The 18931-nt window shown below is 35.7% G+C and carries 19 protein-coding genes; 15 read left to right on the forward strand and 4 right to left on the reverse strand.

The window, feature by feature from the left end; all coding sequences use genetic code 11:
* Positions 1-17: 17 nt before the first annotated feature.
* From LDM90_RS01795 to LDM90_RS01815, 5 genes are all read left to right on the forward strand, one after another.
* Positions 18-1202: an LCP family protein gene (locus LDM90_RS01795; protein WP_198212393.1), complete on the forward strand. Its 1185-nt coding sequence runs from the start codon at positions 18-20 to the stop codon at positions 1200-1202.
* 27 nt (positions 1203-1229) lie between these two features.
* Positions 1230-1604, forward strand: coding sequence for a hypothetical protein (locus LDM90_RS01800; RefSeq protein ID WP_034978110.1), 375 nt, complete (start codon positions 1230-1232; stop codon positions 1602-1604).
* Positions 1605-1705: 101 nt separating this feature from the next.
* Entirely contained in the window at positions 1706-3253 is a 1548-nt protein-coding gene (locus LDM90_RS01805) for an ABC-F family ATP-binding cassette domain-containing protein (RefSeq protein WP_223897548.1), read from the forward strand.
* Between the two features lie 8 nt (positions 3254-3261).
* Positions 3262-4038, forward strand: a complete 777-nt coding sequence (locus tag LDM90_RS01810; protein WP_223897546.1) for a threonine/serine exporter family protein — start codon at positions 3262-3264, stop codon at positions 4036-4038.
* Between the two features lie 3 nt (positions 4039-4041).
* Positions 4042-4518, forward strand: coding sequence for a threonine/serine exporter family protein (locus tag LDM90_RS01815; protein ID WP_034978101.1), 477 nt, complete (start codon positions 4042-4044; stop codon positions 4516-4518).
* 173 nt (positions 4519-4691) lie between these two features.
* Here LDM90_RS01815 and LDM90_RS01820 read toward each other — a convergent pair whose 3' ends face one another.
* Both LDM90_RS01820 and LDM90_RS01825 read right to left on the reverse strand, forming a co-directional pair.
* Positions 4692-5402, reverse strand: a complete 711-nt coding sequence (locus LDM90_RS01820; protein ID WP_223897544.1) for a C39 family peptidase — start codon at positions 5400-5402, stop codon at positions 4692-4694.
* Between the two features lie 99 nt (positions 5403-5501).
* Positions 5502-7079, reverse strand: a complete 1578-nt coding sequence (locus LDM90_RS01825; RefSeq protein WP_034978094.1) for a multicopper oxidase family protein — start codon at positions 7077-7079, stop codon at positions 5502-5504.
* 359 nt (positions 7080-7438) lie between these two features.
* On the opposite strand from LDM90_RS01825, the gene LDM90_RS01830 reads away from it, so the two are divergent.
* The 6 genes from LDM90_RS01830 to lacG all read left to right on the forward strand — a co-directional run bounded on the left by LDM90_RS01830 (position 7439) and on the right by lacG (position 13335).
* A complete protein-coding gene (locus tag LDM90_RS01830; RefSeq protein WP_223897542.1) occupies positions 7439-7978 on the forward strand; it encodes a hypothetical protein in 540 nt (179 codons plus the stop codon).
* Positions 7979-8100: 122 nt separating this feature from the next.
* A complete protein-coding gene (locus LDM90_RS01835) occupies positions 8101-8721 on the forward strand; it encodes an LVIS_2131 family protein (RefSeq protein WP_198212380.1) in 621 nt (206 codons plus the stop codon).
* 182 nt (positions 8722-8903) lie between these two features.
* Positions 8904-9767: a PRD domain-containing protein gene (locus LDM90_RS01840; protein WP_198212378.1), complete on the forward strand. Its 864-nt coding sequence runs from the start codon at positions 8904-8906 to the stop codon at positions 9765-9767.
* Positions 9768-9771: 4 nt separating this feature from the next.
* Positions 9772-10125, forward strand: coding sequence for a PTS lactose/cellobiose transporter subunit IIA (locus LDM90_RS01845; RefSeq protein ID WP_198212376.1), 354 nt, complete (start codon positions 9772-9774; stop codon positions 10123-10125).
* A gap of 19 nt (positions 10126-10144) precedes the next feature.
* A complete protein-coding gene (locus LDM90_RS01850) occupies positions 10145-11899 on the forward strand; it encodes a PTS lactose transporter subunit IIBC (protein ID WP_223897540.1) in 1755 nt (584 codons plus the stop codon).
* An 11-nt stretch (positions 11900-11910) separates the two neighbouring features.
* Entirely contained in the window at positions 11911-13335 is a 1425-nt protein-coding gene (gene lacG / locus LDM90_RS01855; protein WP_198212371.1) for a 6-phospho-beta-galactosidase, read from the forward strand.
* A 139-nt stretch (positions 13336-13474) separates the two neighbouring features.
* Here the strand turns inward: lacG and LDM90_RS01860 are convergent, their stop codons facing one another.
* Both LDM90_RS01860 and LDM90_RS01865 read right to left on the reverse strand, forming a co-directional pair.
* Positions 13475-15010: an O-antigen ligase family protein gene (locus LDM90_RS01860; RefSeq protein WP_198212369.1), complete on the reverse strand. Its 1536-nt coding sequence runs from the start codon at positions 15008-15010 to the stop codon at positions 13475-13477.
* A 109-nt stretch (positions 15011-15119) separates the two neighbouring features.
* Complete coding sequence (locus LDM90_RS01865; RefSeq protein WP_198212367.1) at positions 15120-15434, reverse strand: DUF2187 domain-containing protein; 315 nt, start codon at positions 15432-15434, stop codon at positions 15120-15122.
* 94 nt (positions 15435-15528) lie between these two features.
* Between LDM90_RS01865 and LDM90_RS01870 the strand changes: the two genes are divergently transcribed.
* From LDM90_RS01870 to LDM90_RS01885, 4 genes are all read left to right on the forward strand, one after another.
* A complete protein-coding gene (locus LDM90_RS01870; RefSeq protein WP_198212365.1) occupies positions 15529-16083 on the forward strand; it encodes a guanylate kinase in 555 nt (184 codons plus the stop codon).
* 86 nt (positions 16084-16169) lie between these two features.
* The gene (locus tag LDM90_RS01875; RefSeq protein WP_223897538.1) at positions 16170-16766 is read left to right on the forward strand and encodes a C40 family peptidase; all 597 of its coding nucleotides are present in this window, start codon (positions 16170-16172) and stop codon (positions 16764-16766) included.
* A 199-nt stretch (positions 16767-16965) separates the two neighbouring features.
* Positions 16966-17697, forward strand: coding sequence for a C40 family peptidase (locus tag LDM90_RS01880; protein WP_223897535.1), 732 nt, complete (start codon positions 16966-16968; stop codon positions 17695-17697).
* A 154-nt stretch (positions 17698-17851) separates the two neighbouring features.
* On the forward strand, positions 17852-18766 hold the full coding sequence (locus LDM90_RS01885) for a C40 family peptidase (protein WP_109586731.1): 915 nt from the start codon (positions 17852-17854) through the stop codon (positions 18764-18766).
* Positions 18767-18931: the final 165 nt, after the last annotated feature.

Raw genomic sequence — 18931 nt, forward strand, 5'->3', positions numbered from 1 at the left:
AGGGTTTGTATAGAAGAATGAATCCAAATTCAAAACGCAGAGAAGATTACCGTAAAAAGCATTTTTCTCTAAATCTTCATCGAAATATTGCTTTAGCAGAACCAGCTAAAGCCTTTAAAGGCAGCGTTTTTGCTCGGATTTGTGGTATAGTAACTGTTTTATGTGTCTGCTTCGGGCTGGCCTGGATAGCTCACATGTATTTTGCTTTGCACAGTGCAATTGATGGCAATGGTGGCAATTATGCCACATCTGCAAGAATTGCCAACAGACAGCCGATTTCTGTTTTAATTCTCGGAGTTGATCAGGGACTTGAAGGACGACATGATAAAGGAAATTCGGATACTTTGATTTTGGCAACAGCAAATCCTGCTAAAAATAAGTCGACAATGACTTCAATTCCTCGAGACACTCTTGCTAATATATTAGGTGATCCTGGAAACAAGTACAATATGTTTCGGGTTAATTCGGCATATGGTATTGGAGGCAGTTCTGCTTCAATGAGAACCGTTTCAGCCCTAATAGGTGTTCCTATTCATTACTATGTGGAAGTAAATATGAAGGCACTAAAAAGCCTAGTTGACGCTGTTGGTGGAGTTGACGTTAAAGTACCTTTCAAGTTTTCATATGATTGGTGTGATTTTCACAAGGGAAAACAACACTTAAACGGACGCCATGCTGTAGCATATGTTAGAATGCGTCATGATGATCCTCGAGGTGATTATGGCAGGCAAATGCGTCAAAGACAAGTTATCACTGCTGTAGTTCATAAAGCTATTTCAGTTGATTCAATTACGAATTATCGCAAGTTGGTTAAGATCTTTTCAAAATATGTCAAAACTAACCTTACGTTTAATGATATGTTAGCCTTAGCCCTGACTTACCGCGGCTGTTCACAGAATATTGCCAGTGGTTATATTCAGGGGCATGATGCTTGGATTGATGGAGCATCTATTCAGGTAGCATCAACTAAAGAGCTTCAAAAGGCTTCTGACAAGATACGTACCAATCTTGACTTGGATAAAAAAGTATTGGATAATGATGAAACGAAACTCAATAAGTTAAATGAGCAGAACAATAACATTAAGTGGAAAGATCCCAATCCATTTACTAATTACCAGATTTACCGTTCAGTAGTAACTGATGAGTCAAATGGCAATTCTTCAGGAACTGGAACAAGTGGAGATAATTCTGCAGGTCAATAACTGTTCTGGTAAAGGAGGATAATAAATATGCGTAAGCAATCTGTATTTATAGCTATTTATAGTACAATATCAGCCTTTATTGCTTTTATTGCGATAGCGTTCATTTGCTTACGCACATTTCATTGGAATTTACCCGTTGCTGTATTAGCAGCAAGCATATTTGCCTTATTTTTCTTTGCTCTTTCATGGTTTCGCGGTCATGCCTCCGTTGAAATTAAACGAATTGCACGTGAACATCATTTATCTGATAAAGATTTAGCTAAAATTACTGGCATGAAAGCAAGCGATTTTCCAATTTATAACGATAAATTGCAGTTGATTTTACCTAAGCGTTATTGGCCTAAAATATTGGACTCCTTGCAGAAATATGAACAAGAAAAAAATGAAAAGGTGGGCAAGTAGCCCACTTTTTTGTTGTGGATATTAGCAAGACCAGGCCAAAAGATTAAAGGTAGTTCTACTTTATTTTGTACAACTTATAATGATATTTAGGGAGATGCATAATGAGCATACTAACAGTTAAAAATTTGGGACAAGGTTTTGAAGATAAAACTTTATATCAAGATGCAAGTTTTGTACTTAACAAAGAAGATCATATGGGTGTGACTGGTCAAAATGGGGTTGGCAAATCGACCTTGATTAAAATTTTAACTGGTGAAATATTACCTGATGATGGACAAATTAAATGGCAAAACAAAATTGCAATTGGTTACCTTGATCAGTATGCCAAGTTGAAACCAGGGGTGACAATTCGCCAGTTTTTACGTACGGCTTTTGCATCACTTTATGATAAGGAAAAAGAGTTAAACTCTTTATATGAAAAGTATGCAGCTGAGGATGATAGCTCTATATTAGAAAAAGCAGGTAAGATGCAAACCTATCTGGAAGAAAATAATTTTTATAATATTGATACCGAAATTGAGCGAGTTGCATCGGGATTAGGTCTGGCAGAGCTGGGGTATGATCATGATGTGAGTCGATTGTCAGGAGGTCAAAGGTCAAAAATTATTTTGGCTAAGTTGCTTTTGCAGACTCCAGATGTGTTGCTGCTAGATGAGCCGACCAACTATCTTGATGTTTCTCATATCGATTGGCTGGTTGACTATTTGAACAATTTTGCCGGTGCTTTTATCGTAGTTAGCCATGATTATGACTTTTTAGACAGAATTGCCAATTGTATCATTGATATAGATATCGGCACAATTACACGTTATACAGGTACTTTAAAACAGGCAATGCGTCAAAAAGAAGCTAATCGGGAAACGTATATGAAGGCTTATGCTAACCAGCAGCGTAAAATTGCCAAAACAGAAGCTTATATTCGCAAAAATAAGGCTGGTACCCGTTCAAAAAGTGCAAAATCACGTGCTCGGCAACTTGCAAAAATGGATGTACTGAATCCACCTAAAAATAACCATAAACCTCACTTTGCATTTCCTTATGTGGCTACAGCAGCTAATCTTTTATTGCAGACACAGGATTTAGTAATTGGCTATGATCAGGCGTTAGTCAAAGAAGCGTTCAATTTTTCTGTTGGAGGTAATGAAAAAGTTGCTATTACCGGTTTTAATGGTATTGGGAAATCAACGCTTTTAAAAACCTTACTGGGACAAATTGATCCGATTTTTGGTACCTATAAATTGTCTGAAACTGCTAAAATTGCCTACTTTAAACAGGAATTAACTTGGCCAAATAATAACATGACGCCTCTACAATATTTGCAGGAAAACTTTGAGCGCATAAAACCCAAGGAATTAAGAGGGGCTTTGGCAAAATTGGGCGTCACTGCTCAACAGGCAATGAGTCCTTTGAAAAAGCTATCAGGCGGTGAGCAGGAAAAAGTCAAACTCGCAAAAATATTATTTGAACCTGCAAATTTATTATTTCTGGATGAGCCAACCAATCATTTGGACCGGGATTCTAAAGACGCTTTAAGACAGGCTATCGTTAAATTTCCGGGAGGAGTAATTATCGTTAGCCATGAACGTGATTTTTTCCAAGGCAATTGGGTTGATAAAACTATTGATATTGAGACTATGAATAAACTTTGAGGTGAAAAATGAATGCTAGACCAGGTGAATTATTTTACCAAGATTTGCTTGAGACCTGCTTAACTGTCGGTGAATTAATGATTGAAGGCGGAAGCGAAATGTATCGGGTTGAAGATACGATGGTGCGCATTGCCAAAAGTGCTGGTGAACCGGATCCACGTGTTTTTGTAGTACCAACGGGTGTTTTTATGAGCTTAGATCACGGTAACTATTGCCAGAGCACACTTGTACATGAGCGCAATATCAACCTTGAACTAGTTGACCGTATCAATTCTTTGTCCCGTGCTTTTGCAGATAAAAAAATAACTTTGCAAGAAGTTAAAAAAGAAGTTACCAAGATGGCAACGGGTGATTATCCCAATTTTCCCATATGGCTGCAGACGATTGGAGCCGCAATTTTAAGTGCAACGCTCATGGTATTGTTCATGAATAATTATGATTGGATTGATTTTCCTGCTGCGGCTATTGTGGGAGCTATTGGGTTTCTTTCATTTTATTATTTTAAACGTTTTACCAATGTTAAATTCTTAGCTGAACTTGTTGCAGCTCTGATTATGACGGTTATTGCAGCTGGTTTAGTTCGACTTTTTCCGCAAATGATTATTGACCATATTCTTACTGGTGCACTGATGCCTTTAGTTCCGGGTCTGGCTTTGACAAATGCACTGCGAGACTTATTTAAAGGTGACATTCTTTCAGGAATGGTGAAAATTTGTGAGGCTCTGCTTACAGCATTTGCATTGGGCGGCGGAGTTGGTATTGTCTTGAAATTTTTAGGAGCTTAAAAAATGCCTTTTTGGTTAGAAATACTAATTAATGTTGCTTTTGCCTATTTGGCTTCGGCCTGTTTTGCGTTAACAATCAATGTCCCAAGACGAGTACTTAATTTGGCCGGTGTGAGTGGAATTATTAGCTGGATTATTTATTGGCTGTCAATGAGAGCATCGATGGGTCGGTTATTATCCAATTTACTTGGCTCTTTTGCTATTGGTATTTTAGGAATAGTTTTTGCTAGAAAGAAAAAATGCCCGGCTACAGTTTTTTATATCCCAGCGATTGTACCTTTAGTGCCAGGTGTTCCAGCATATCAGGCTGTGCGTGAATTGACATCCGGCAACCTTAGGGGTGCAAATGATGCAGTTTTAAGAGTAATAATTGTCACAGGGTCAATTGCTTTAGGGATGCTCTTATCAAATATGTGTGTGGAAATTTTCTTCAGAATAAAAAAATTTTACAAACGTCACTCAGATAAGTATAATAATTAATGCGAGTCGACAAAAACGCGAGATGCGTATTTGTGTGAGGACACCCGCCTTAAGTGGCAGGCACGGGAAGTGCTGGTGGTTGACCAACCTGATGTGAACAGAAGTAGTCACCTGTTAATTTTAACGGGCCTCGATTTGAAAAAGAGCAGATTCTTAATTGAATCTGCTCTTTTTTATTTTAGATATAATGCTTGTTTGCCTTGCTGATTATAACTTTTTTCCAGGTTTTTCCAAGGTATTGCTTTGTTTTTATGACCAAAGGGATCATTAACATAAACGATTCGTGACTTTTTATCAAAGCCGGTAATAACACAAGCGTGTGAAGACGGTGTCACGTGTACTTCACCTTGAGCTGTTTGCCACGTTTGCATGTCGCCAACATGATTAAAATTGGTGGTAGTAATAATTAGAACTGGATGACCATCAGAAACCAATTTTATTACTTGGATGAAATCATGATTCGTGAAATTCTTAATACGGTTAGTGTACTTTAGTCCGACTTGCTCTAGCGGTTCATTATAAACGCACCAGCCAGCATTAGCCTGACTCATATAGCCAACGAAGCCAACATGAGGATTGCCGCGATATTTGCCATCATCGGTATATGAACAAACGTGCTTAATATTCTCTGAGAGATCGAATTTATTAACTTTAACACCATAATAGCGCAAAAGCATCGAAAGAGAAGTCACTTCGCAGCCGTTGGGCAAATCTGGATACTGATTTTCTAAAGGAACATCTAACTTCTGGGATGATTTTAAGGTTAACCAGTCATAGCGGTCTTTAACACCTGTAGAATTAAAAATTGTAAAGACTAAGCCTAGAAAAAAAACACCCAATAGTAATATCAAAATAGCTTTAAAGGAAAATCTTTTCTTTTTCATAAAGCTATTTAAACATAGGATGATTATTAAAAGCAAAAAATCGCTCATTAATTTGAGCGATTTTGCTAAATTTTATTTTTTCTTTATTGAAAGCGGTAATTAGTGGTGAGTTGCGCTTGATAAAGCATCAAGACTGTGATCTTCACCTTTAACTGCCATACCTTCAACGTCCATTCCTGGGCAGAAGACTTCGTCTTCAGGTACTCCTCTTTCTTCAGCAAATGCCTTAGTCAAAGTTTCCATGTCCATCAAATGATATTTCTTGTCTGGTTCTTTTGGATCAACTATTTGAATTTGAGCCATCATACCAGCGTCTTCGTGTTCAATAATGTGGCAGTGGTACATGAAGACACCTGTGTTTTGGAAGTAAACCTTCAAGCGAACTGTTTCTTGAGGAGCCACTTCAATAGTGTCCTTGTATACGCCTCTTTCATTTGGATAAGGATCTTTACCGTCACGAGAAACAACCAAGAAGTGGGCACCGTGAATGTGGAATGGGTGCAACATACCGTTAACTTTATCGTTAGTGTTAGTTACATCCCAGTATTCAGCATTCATTAATTCCTGCTTCATGTCAATTCTGTCCATTGAGAACAACTTGCCGTTAATCATGTTGTGGTTATCCATAGTAACATGAGGAACTGGTGAGTTAGGGTTAACGACTGGATCGTATGGTTTGAACAATGTGTCAGGAATTACGCTGTCATCTTTTTCATAGCTGTGAATTCTAAATTCAACCAACTTGAAGTCGTCAGTGTAAAGATTGACAACATCGCCATCTTTATAGTTACCAAAGTCGACAACTACTTGTTGACGCTCACCTGGTCCAATTAAAACCTTAGTCAATTTAACTGGATGCTCTAAGAATGAGTCATCACCACCGATTTGAGTCATTACCAAATCATCGCTAAAGTGCAGACGCCATTCACGACGGTTGGAACCACCTAAGAAGATTAAACGAACTTTTTGGGTAGTAACATCAACGTATGGACGAACGACACCGTTGATAATTGGAGTATCACCGAAGATACCCATTGCATTGTAGTCTGCCTTGTAGTCAAATTGATTATCTTCATGGAAAATACGGTCTTGTAAAATAATTGGGAACTCGTCCTTGCCGTAAGTCTTAGGAATTGGCAACTTAGCTTCATTTGCATCAGTAATAACGACACCCATTGCTAGCCCCATCCATACTTGCATAGCGGTTGATGGACATGGGTGAGCGTGAAGCCATGTCAAGGCAGCTGGTTGTTTAATAGTAAAGTCAATATGCTTTTCTTCACCTGGATAAACTGGTGAGTGGCAAGCACCATCGTTACCAGGACCTTGAACTTCCATACCATGCCAGTGGTATGTAGTTAATTCTGGCAAGCTGTTCTTCAAAGTTACGTGAACGTGTTGACCTCTGGTCAAAACCATAGTTTTACCAAGAACTGGGAAGTTGTAGCCCCAAGTATGAGTCTTTTTACCTGGCAAAAATTGGAAGTCACCTTCTTGGGACTCAATTGTGTACCAAACATCATTGTTTTCTTGTTTATCAGGCTCTAATACTGGTGGAACAATTAAAGGTTGAGCTTCAACACCTTCAGGAATGTGAAGATCCTTGTATCCCATTTCGTGATTTTTATCAAAATCTTCGGAATTATAGAAATAATCTGTGTAAACTTTATCTGACATATTCGTCTACCTTTCAGTTAAAAAATTTAGTGAAAAATTTTTAGTTACATGTTAAATTTACTCTATGTGAAAACGCTTGTAAAGTAGATAAGGCCAAGTTTTTTAAATAATATTTTATAAAAACGCTTTTTTAAAATTTTATAGAGCAAAGTGTTATTTAATATTAGCAAAAATTCTGCTTTAATAGTGGTTTTCTATGAATAAAAACGGTTTTTAGATATTTTAAATTAACTTTGACTAGCAAAAGTGTTTTTTTAAAAATATTTTTAAAAGAAATAAAAAAATTGTTTTTAAACAAAAATTTGAGTATCGTATAAAAGACTGATAAAAATTAATAAATTTAGATAAGGGTTTTTAATTTGAAAATAAGCTTAAAAGATTTAACTGCAAAAATAGAAAAACAAGATTATATTGAAGACTTAGAGACTGTTAAATATGCAGACATTAGCAAGTCAAAAGCTAGAATGCATGAGCTGGCGACTAAATTAGTTAAGGAAACCAGAGCAGCACTTAAACATAGTTCATTAAGCCATGTTGCACTTGAAATAAGCGGACAGAGGCCTGTTGTCTTTGCTTTGGAAATCAATATCATTAATTTGCCTTATAGCAATTACAAAAAGATTGCTAATTTCTTCGAAGATGGTAAAGATTATCCTGTTGCTATATATTTTGAGACACAATCAGAATATTTGAATGCATCAGGGTTTAGAATTGATCAGATAGCAACAGAAGAAGAGATTGAACAAGATCAAGCAGAAATTGTAGATAGACTGTCAGATGCAATGCAGGAAAAAATTAAGCAGATCCGTGAATATCAAAAGCCTTCAGCTTCGGCCAAAAAAAAGCCTGCCACTAAAAATACTGCAAAAACTAAGAAAACTACTAAAAAGACTAAATAAAAATACTCAATTTTTAACAGGTAAAAGTTTTTTAATTGTTGCGTTAATAATACTATTTTTAAGCTCAGCTATTCAAAAGATACTTTTTACAATATAATGGAAAAAGAAGCAGGAGGTCCATTATGGTTAGCTGGAATCTACTTGGAGTTTTGTTATGGGTAATTGTTATTCTTTATTTAGTTTTTGTTGTGCAAAATATTCGTAAACGCCGAATTACTATGATTATCAAGAAGCACAGGCAGTTTAGCTGGCCAAATTTTTTAATCGATATTATCGAAGTGGTTGCTTTAATAGTAGGTATTGTATGGTTGTTTAACAAAACTATGCTGGATAATCCTGACCTTGAAGATACAAGTAAAATCACGTCGCATATTACTTATGAGCCTATTGTCATGAACACTGGGGAAGGCAATTCAAGTTATGTTACGATTAATTCGAAAAAGAAAAGAATTAGTACTCAGACTTTTACCTACTATAGACCAGGTAAGAAGATCAAAGTATCCAGCGATTTTGCCACTGTTGCATATGGCAAAAGTCCCTTAGATCTTAATGCCGCAAAAATTCCGTATGATAAAAAAGAACTACAGAAAATGGATCGTAAGTATCAACGTGCTTATGTTGCAATTTATACGGCTGATTATAAAAAGGTGTGGCAGAATGGCATCGGAATGCATGCTGGACACAACGCGACGCGCTACTATTTAATTAGGATTCCGGATTCATCATTTATCAAAGAGAAATAAAATTAATTTAAATAAAGCGTTTGCATAATTTTAAAAGTGTGCTATGCTTTATTTACATTGAAAATTTAAGTAGATTGTTACTATCAAATTAGGCGAGACTACTAGTAAAACTGGTGAATTTTATATTATTCATCGGCTATTGCTAGTAGTCTCTTTTTTTTTCGTAAAAAAGGAACAAAGATATGCGCCTTAAAAAAATTTTTAATAATAACAGCATTTTAGTTGATGTTGGGAAAGGACAAGAAGCAATTGTTTTCGGTAAGGGAGTGGGATTTGAACAAGGAAAAAACAGACATGTTGATTCTAGTAAAATTCAGAAGATTTTTTATTTAGATAATAAGAAAGATAAAGAATCGTTTGATTATTTATTTCATAATATTCCGGCAGACATAATTGCAGCAGTTTTTGCAGTTATTGAAAATGCAAGAATAAATTATCATTTCGAAGTTTATGATTCGATTTATTTAACATTAAGTGAACATATAAATGGAGCTTATAAATTGCTTTTAACAGGAAGGTACCAAGAAAATGAGATCCCAGATTTAAGCGCAAAGTATCCTGAAGAATATCAAATAGCAAAAGAAGCACTTGTAATTATTAACAACAAGTTAGGCGTTGAGTTTCCAAATTCTGAGGTTAAAAGTATAGCCCTTCATTTTATCAATAGCAAGATTCCTAATGGCATTGCAAAGCATGAAGGCAAATCAAAATATATTTTTGACACTTCCAAATTAATTAACGTTGTACTCAATGTATTAGACAACAATAATGTTTATCAAAACAGCAAAAATAGGGATAGTTTCAGGCGGTTTCTGATTCATCTGCAGTATCTGGCTAAAAGGCTTTGGCGCCCACCAGAAAAAAATGAATCTATTGATAAAAAGATTGAATGTGACATGATCAAAGCTTATCCACGTTCGTATCAAATAACTCAGGAAATCTTTCAGGCGTTAGACGGTGAATTTGATTTTCATCCTTCTGATGCGGAAAGAGTGTATTTTATCATTCATATTCATCAAATATTAGGACAAGAAGAAAAGGAGTAAAAATATGGTAACCAAAGAAGAAATTTCAATGGCTGGTTTTGAAATAGTTGCTTATGCAGGTGACGCCAAGACTGCAATAATCAATGCTTTAGATGAAGCTAGAGGTGGCAACTACGATAAAGCCAGAGAATTGGTCAAAAGTGCAGATAGTTCACTAAATGATGCTCATAATGCACAAACAAAATTAATGAGTAAAGAAGCCAGTGGTGAAGAAATGGAGACTACATTCATTATGTCTCACGGGCAAGACACATTAATGACTACAATGCTGCTTAGAGATGAAGCAAAGTATTTTATCGATTTATATGAAAAGTATAATTCCGCTTTAAAAGAATTGAATGAACTAAAAAATAAGTAATTAAGAAAGAGGTTTAAAAATGAATGCTGTAATTAGGCAAATAGAAAAAGCGCAGCCGTTTTTTCAAAAAGTCGCTGCCAATAAATATTTGCGTGCGGTAAGAGATGGCTTTATAGCTTTAATGCCAATCATTATCTTTTCAAGTATCTTTTTATTAATAGCAAATGTTCCTTTAATTTGGCACTTTGCCTGGCCCACTAAAGTGGCTAATGCTTTAAACATGTTTTACAACATGTCAATGGGCGTTTTAGCCTTGATGGCTTCTTCATCGGTTGCCAAGGCTTTAACTGATTCATTTAATCTAGACTTGCCCAAAACAGACCAGATTCCAACAGTAGGTGTGCAGTTTACTGCTCAGGTTTCTTTTGTCTTAGTTGCTGTTGACACTTTAACTGATAAAATGAATAATCTGTATTTTGCAGTTGCAATGATTGGTACTAAAGGCTTAATTTGTGCTTTCTTAGTAGCATTTATAGTGCCTAACGTCTACTATCAATGTTTTAAGCATAACATCACAATTAAATTACCAGATGCAGTACCTCAAAATATTGCAGGAGCTTTTAAAAATATTATTCCTTTTGCAATAAGTACATTTTTCTTCTGGATTTTTTCGTTAGCTTTTAGAGCTATGACTGGTACCAATCTAGCTGCTTGGATCATTCAGGTTTTATCACCTTTATTTACCGCAGCAGACGGGTATTTTGGCTTGGCAATAGTATATGGTGCGATGGCTTTCTTCTGGTTCATCGGAATTCAGGGACCATCAATTGTTGAACCGGCAGTCACTGCTATTTATTTAAGCAATGTTGAATTAAACTTGTCGGCTTGGAAAGCTGGTAATATTGCTGGCGCCAACAGAATTTTAGCTCAAGGTACGCAATACTTTGTTGCTACTTTGGGTGGTACAGGTGCTACTTTAGTTATTACATTAATGTTTGCTTTCATGTCTAAGTCCAAGGAATTAAAAGCGGTTGGTCGAGCTGCTTCAATTCCAGTACTATTCGGGGTCAATGAACCGATTTTATTTGGAGCGCCATTAATTTTGAATCCGGTCTTCTTTATCCCCTTCATTTTGACACCAATTGCCAACGTCTGGCTTTTCAAGATATTTGTTGATTTCTTCCATATGCCTGGTTTTATCTATAACCTTCCTTGGACTACGCCAGGAACACTTGGATTAATAATGGGTACTGGATTCTCAGTTGGTTCAATTATTTTGGCAATTTTGCTTTTAGTTGTAGATGTTGTAATGTACTACCCGTTCTTTAAAGCTTATGACATCCAAAAATGTGCCGAAGAAGCAGTAAAAGAAAATGCTGGCGCAAGTACTGCGACTAATGAAACTCAAACAGAAACTAATGCTAATAATGCGGAAACAGATAATTCAAGTAGTTCAGGACCAGAAAATAATGTTGCAAGCGCAAGCAAGATTCCTTTAGCAAAAACAAAAGATGGCAAGAACCTAAATGTTTTGGTTCTTTGTGCTGGTGGTGGTACCAGTGGTATTTTAGCAAAAGCGTTAAACAAGTTAGCTGCTGAAAACGATCTTCCATTAGCAGTAGCGGCCACTTCATTTGGTGCTCACCATGACTTGCTTTCAGGAATGGATATCGTTATTTTGGCACCGCAAATGAATGCAATGAAAGATGAACTGAAAAAGGAATGTGATAAGAATAACGCTAAAATGATTACGACTACTGGTAAGCAATATATAGATATGACACAACATGCTGACAAGTGTCTAGATCTCATAATTGCTAATATTTCAGAATAAAGGAGAATAAAATGGCTTTATTAAATAGAGTACAAAAATTGCCTCATGATTTCGTGTGGGGTGGTGCCACTGCCGCTTATCAAGTTGAAGGTAGCACTAAAGTTGACGGTAAAGGCAAAACGATGTGGGATGATTACCTTAAAAAACAGGGTAGGTTTTCACCAGATCCTGCTAGCGACTTTTACAACCGGTATCCAGAAGATATTGGGCTTGCCAAAAAATATGGTTTAAATGCTGTGCGCGTTTCAATTGCTTGGACCAGAATCTTTCCTGAGGGTTACGGTCAAGTAAATCAAAAGGGTGTGGAATATTATCATAAATTGTTCAAAGAATGTCTTGATAATGGTATTGAACCTTACGTTAGCCTACATCATTTTGATAGTCCTAAAACTTTATTTGATAATGGTGACTGGTTAAACCGCAAGAATATTGATTACTTTGTGGACTATGCCAAGTTTTGCTTTAATGAATTTAAAGAAGTAAAAAATTGGTTTACAATTAATGAACTAATTTCTTTAGCATATTCACAGTACATTGCCGGTACTTTTCCACCAAACCATCATTTTGACGTTACTAGTGCAATTCAGGCTGAACATAACGAGTTAGTGGCACATGCCAGAGTGGTTAATTTATATAAAGAGATGGGTTTACCAGGTAGAATTGGTCTAATTCATGTTATTCAACCAGTATATCCAATATCAACCAGCACCGAAGATAAACATGCAGCTAAATTGCAAGATGCGTTTTTGAATAAATTTTTGCTTGACGGGACGTTCTTAGGCTATTACTCAGACGATACCATGGCATCAATTAATGAAATATTGCAGTTAAATGATGCTCATTTGGATATTCAAGACGGTGACTTGGATATTCTCGCTAAAGCTGCATCACAAAATGATATTTTTGGTTTAAATTATTATCAAAATCAGTTTATTAAAGCGTATCATGGCGAAAGTGAAAACCACTTTAACGGTACTGGTGACAAAGGTACTTCTTCCTTTAAGTTTAAGGGAGTAGGAGAAACTGTCAAAAAGCCAGGGGTACCGACAACTGATTGGGACTGGAATATTTTCCCACAGGGTCTCTATGACACATTAAAACGTATCAGTCATGATTATCCTAACTGCAAGACAATTTATGTGACTGAAAATGGTTTAGGTTATAAGGATAAATTTGTTAGCCCAGATAAGATTATTGATGATACTCCAAGAATTGATTTCATTGATCAACATGTCGCTGCCCTTTTAAAAGCTCGCAGTGAAGGAGTGAATGTCCAAGGCTACTTTGTATGGTCTTTGCAAGATCAATTTTCCTGGGCAAATGGCTACAACAAACGTTATGGTCTATTTTATGTAGATTTCAAAACTCAGAAGCGTTATGTTAAAAGGAGTGCTTTATGGTTTAAAGAATTAGCAGATACAATGAATAAAGAATAAAATTTAAGCAACTAACTTAGTTTAAACCCCGAAATTGGATAAATTTCGGGGTTTTCTAATGGTCAAAAAAGTTAATAAAGGTAAAAATAAAGGGGACCGAGTCCGATAGCGACATGAGCCCCTTAATTAAAATTGAATCTTATGATAAATTTGCAATTTTGTATTGTACTGCTTCCTTTTTACGAACTTGAACCAGGAGATTTCCCTCGACAAAAGCGAGAATAAAGCTCGCTGTTAAGAAGTCGACTACATTACCAGAGGAAAAAGCGGCCAGTAAGATGAAGCTGCTGGAAACTAATAAAGAACTGACTAAATAAGTACGTGCTGTCTTATATCTTAGCCACCTGTATGCTCCATAAATTAGTACTGCCAAGTATGGTCCGACAAAAAGTAACATTCCGAGCCAGCCTAAAGAATATATTTGAGCAGTAAAATCACGCTCTAAATTAAAGATGTTGTTTTCTCGAATATACGAAATACCCAAAAATTTGTCTAGCTTGTTGTTATTGGTTTTGACTACTTGATCAAGCATTGCCTTTTCAATATGGCGGTTTTCCATTCGCGCTTGACCCGGTTCATTCATAATTTTGAGCCAAAATTCAGGATCATACTGATACGGATAACTTTTGAACACAAACTTAGGATTAAGAGCATATTCCTGATAATTTTTCTTAATGAAGTAACGTAAAAAATCCGCTCTTTTTTCACCACTAGGATACTTTTGCAGACCCGCAGCCAGCTCCTTTTTTTCATCAGTTAAGTCGTGGTCAGATTGTTTGGCTAAATAAATTTCATAATTGTAACGTTGAATTGCCGGGCCAAAAGGCAGGATTACGAGAGATCCTACTTCGATCAAGACTGCAACTAAAAATGCCTTGCCGCCTTTTTTCACATCTTTAATTAGATATTTATGTAGACCAAACAGGATAAGACCAATTATTATGCCGCAAATAAGGCCAATTGCTGCTACTTTAGTACCAATCTCGATCATTGCCAGAGCCTGCACAACATTTAGCAAAACCGTATGCCAGCTAAATGAAGTAAAAAGGTAATACAGCATAAGGGGCAGCAGCATAAACAAGACTGCCGAGATCATATTAGTAAAGTTGAAGAAACCTTTAGAAGCCATATGGGAATAACCAATATTAGGATTAAAGAACCATTCAAAAATGTTGGCGCTGATGGTTCCCGTTTCATATGATTTAAGGGATATGACAAAAAGGTTGGAAAGAACTATAGTGCCTGAAAAAAGTCCTGAAATACCCTCAATCACAAGTTGCAATTGTTTTTGATCAAAGTCTAATTCATTAGTCAAATAAAGAACTGTTAAAGGCAGTATCATTCTAATCAAATAAAAGATTTCCCCGCTCGCAGTATAGCCGTAATTGTTGGGGCTGACACTGGTAAAGTGCTGCACGTGCACTAAATGAAGTGCTGAATAGATGGCTAAAAGAACAATATAAAATAGTAACAATTTTTCCTGTGATAGTTTCTGCCAGGAATTTTTCGAGCTAAAGTAAAGACAAACCAGTACAGCCACAGCCAAAATACGGATAATTGTGGGCAAAGTAAATGGTAAAATATTGGCCAGAGTACCATGGTAAAACCAATATAAATCTAAAAACGGTTGTATTAAAATGAACCAAAATAAGACAGTTCTTGCTTTTTCTTTCACTTTTTTCTCCATATTATAAATATTTTCATGGTTTAATTTTAGGCAAAAACGCAGCAAAAAAAAAGAGCAGTGAATCTTTATTCACTGTTTCTTAATTAAAAAATAGCTATTAATCTTTTTTCTTGTCAGTATTTGCTTTTTCTTTGGCAGCTTTTTTAATTTTTTCTACTTTAACATCACTTTTGGCCAATGCTTGAATTTCTTTGATCTTCTTTTTAGGAATGCTTTTCAAGTTTTTAAAATTCACTACAATTTTTTGATTAAGATCACTAACTGCAGTTCTGTCAGCAGGATCAAAATCAATGATTTTTAGCAGGGCAGAATTTTCGTAAATTTTTTCTACTTTACCTAAAAAAGGTTTAGTCAGTTCTTCTTCAGATTTAGCGCTAAGAATGTCATCTGCTTTCACATCTGCTTTTTTCATAATAAGTTTTACTTCCTCTCTTACCCATGTTTCATTATAATAGAAAGATATTATTATAAAAGCGAATTGTTTTCAAGTAAAGGAAGCCTGGATTTTGCAAAAATTAATTTTAATTGCTGGCCCCAGTGGTGCAGGCAAAACTACTGTTTCAGAATACTTAGCAAATAAGTTTGATATTCCCAGAGTCTTGACTCATACTACCAGGCCAATTAGACCAGGAGAAAGTCCCGAGAGTTCTTATCATTTTGAAACTAACGACAGTTTTAAAAAACTGCATTTTTTTGAGCACGTTAAATATGGCTCATATCAATATGGCTCGAGCAGAGAAGCATTAGAGAAAGCCTGGCTGGACCATGATATAGTATCCTTGATTGTTGATATTAAGGGAGCTGCTTCATATTTGGCTGCAATCAATAAGCAAGTTTATTTTTTATATATTACTACCAGCTCTAAAGAGATGCTTGCTGAGCGTTTACTTAAAAGAGGCGATGATCCGTATAAAATTAAGGAACGGCTAAGCGGTAGCGAGCTAAATGTGCTACCTGATAACTTGAAAAAAAATGCTCACATATTAATTAATGACAACTGGCAGCAGACTGAAAAAGAACTCCTTACCATTGTTACAAGTCTTAGAAACTCGCCGAACTAATTAAATTACTTTTGTAAAAAAATATCCGTTTCAAAATAAAATTCTTAACGTTTTGTAGCTCGTTTGAAACAAATGTGTAACATTAAATGAGTATTATAGAAAATGTCGAAGAAATATGGCGAATGATTTCTACTTATCATTTGTTGGAATTACGAACGATTTTTGTATATGAACTAGAAAAGAGTTTAATTTTGAAACACAGACACTCAAAGAGATTATTTAAGTTAATAACTTTCATTGCTTTGTTTTTCACTAGTGCAACTAGTGTAACGGTAGTTAGTGCTGCCACTGCAAACGATGTCAGTGCCAGTAGTGTAACCAAAAAGCGAACAGCTGTAGCTAAATTAGCCAAAAAACAGGTAGGTAAAGGCTATGTATACGGAGCCACAGGTCCTTACTCTTTTGATTGTTCCGGTTTAGTACAATATGTGTATAAAAAAGCTGGAAATAAAACTTTACCAAGAAGCACTTATTCTCAAGTAGCACAGGGTAAAAAAGTTTCATTAAAAAAGTTAAAGAAAGGTGATTTGCTTTTCTGGGGTTCTTCTATTGAACCTTATCATGTTGGCATTTATGTTGGAGATAACCAATTTGTTCATGCAGCTACCCCAAGTCAGGGTGTTTTAAAGCAATCACTTAGTGCATATTTCTATCCTTCAGCTGCTAAACGTATACTAGATTAATTAAGCTCTGATTCTAGATTTAAAATTTTAAAAAAGTAGGTTTGCCCTTTCAGGCAAAATAAAGATGAAAGGGCTTTTTTACTTACCGGTATTATTATTGTAACCTTATTGTAACAATATGCGAGTAAAATTGATTTTGTCACGTAGAAATAGAACTTAATTTAAAAATATTTAATGCAAATACGGGGGGATTTTGATTTTGAAAGTTAAAAGTAATTTAGTTAAATTTACTACTGCTGCTGCTTTGACCGTTACTGGATTTGGCATTGCAAATGCAGTAAATACGAGTTCTGCTGCTACTAATGTTAAGGCTTCTACAAACAAGTTAAAAATCAATTATGTTCCTGGATATGGCATTAATGTGTGGGATAATTATGAAAATCCTACTTTTACTGGTAAAAGAATTAAGCACGGTAAAAAAGTGAGCATTTTAAGCACTGCGATTGATAAAAAGGGAAATACTTGGTATCAGATTGGTGAAAATCAATGGATTCAAGCTCGTTATACTGTCAAGCCAGGAGTTAAAATAGCAAAGGTTCAAGCTAGAGCTATCAAGAAAAAAAGTGTAAAAGAGGCAGAAAAAGTTGTTGATTTGGCAAACGCTGAAGTTGGAAAATCATACGCGTGGGGCGGAAACGGCCCTCAAGGTTTTGATTGTTCAGGTTTAGCTCAATATGTTTACAGCAAAGCTACTGGAGTAAACTTGAGTCGTACAACTTACTCACAAGTTAAGCAGGGCAAGAAAGTTTCAATGCAAAACTTAAAGCCCGGTGACCTTCTATTTTGGGGTTCATCAACAGCTCCATATCATGTAGGTATCTATGTTGGTGACAATCAATATGTACATGCTGCTACTCCAGCTCAAGGGGTTGTAAAAGAAAATTTAAGTTCATATTTCTATCCATCAGTTGCAAAACGTGTTCTTGAATAAGAATAAGTTTGAAATTTAAAACACTTAGAAAATCTTCTAAGTGTTTTTTTATTGCTAATTGATTGGTGTAACTTGATTAAAAATCTGAAGCGTTTAAAATAAAATTGAATACTAATTTTTGATCACATTAAGCTATTGAAGGAGAGCTGATTTGATGAAGCGTAATTTTTGGAAAATGGGTCTTGCCGCGGCATTGACTCTTACCGGAATTGGTGTGGCTTCACCGCAGAAAGCTGTGGATGCTGCTACATTAAAAGTCCCAGTCAAGAGGATTCAAATTAGTTGTTTACCAAATAAAGATGTCAAGATATGGACTAATTTTGAGGGGGGACAACTAATAAGTTTTCGTGCTAAAAATAAAAGTAAGTGGAATGTTGCTAAAACTGCAGTGGACCGCAAAGGTAAGCTATGGTATATGATTGGTGACAGTGAGTGGATTGAAGCACGCTATACTGAAGATCTAGAAGAAAAATCTGATGCTAAAACTGCTCGTGAACAAGTAAAATCTGTTGCCACAAAAAAGAAAGATAAAAAAATAAAGCCTAAAAAGGCATTAAAAGTACCAAAAAAGCAAAAGGTTCAAAAACAAAAAGTAGTTGTTCCTAGTTTAAATAATGTTATTAAAAAGAAGAGTAATAAAACTACCGTAAATCCAATTAATTTAGGTAATAAAACTGTTTCTAATAATTCTTCAAGCGATACTTCAAGACGTGCACAGGCTGTAGTCAATTTAGCTGAAAGTCAATTAGGCAAAAGTTATGTCTGGGGTGGCAATGGACCAGATAGCTATGATTGCTCTGGTCTGGTGCAATATGTTTATAATCAAGTTGGTGGTGTGAAATTACCTCGTGTAACGACTGATCAAGTGAAGGTTGGGCAAACGGTGTCAATGAATCAATTACAACCCGGAGATTTATTATATTGGGGTTCGACAGAGGCGCCTTATCATGTTGGCATTTATGTTGGAAATAATCAGTATGTCAGTGCTGCAACACCGGAACAAGGTGTTGTATTACAAACAATCAGCTCATATTTTTATCCTTGTGTAGCAAAACGTGTTCTTCTCTAATTTACAAGCAAAGTTTATGATTAAATTGATTTCAATATGATTTTCTAAAATCAATTTATATTAAAATAAAAGATTCTCATATGATGTAAACCCTAAAATTAGGACACTTTATATTAGCTGCTAACTAAGGACTAATTGCCGATATTCAAGCGGAGTTAGTCCTTT

This window comes from Lactobacillus huangpiensis (assembly GCF_019972815.1).
GTDB lineage: Bacteria > Bacillota > Bacilli > Lactobacillales > Lactobacillaceae > Lactobacillus > Lactobacillus huangpiensis.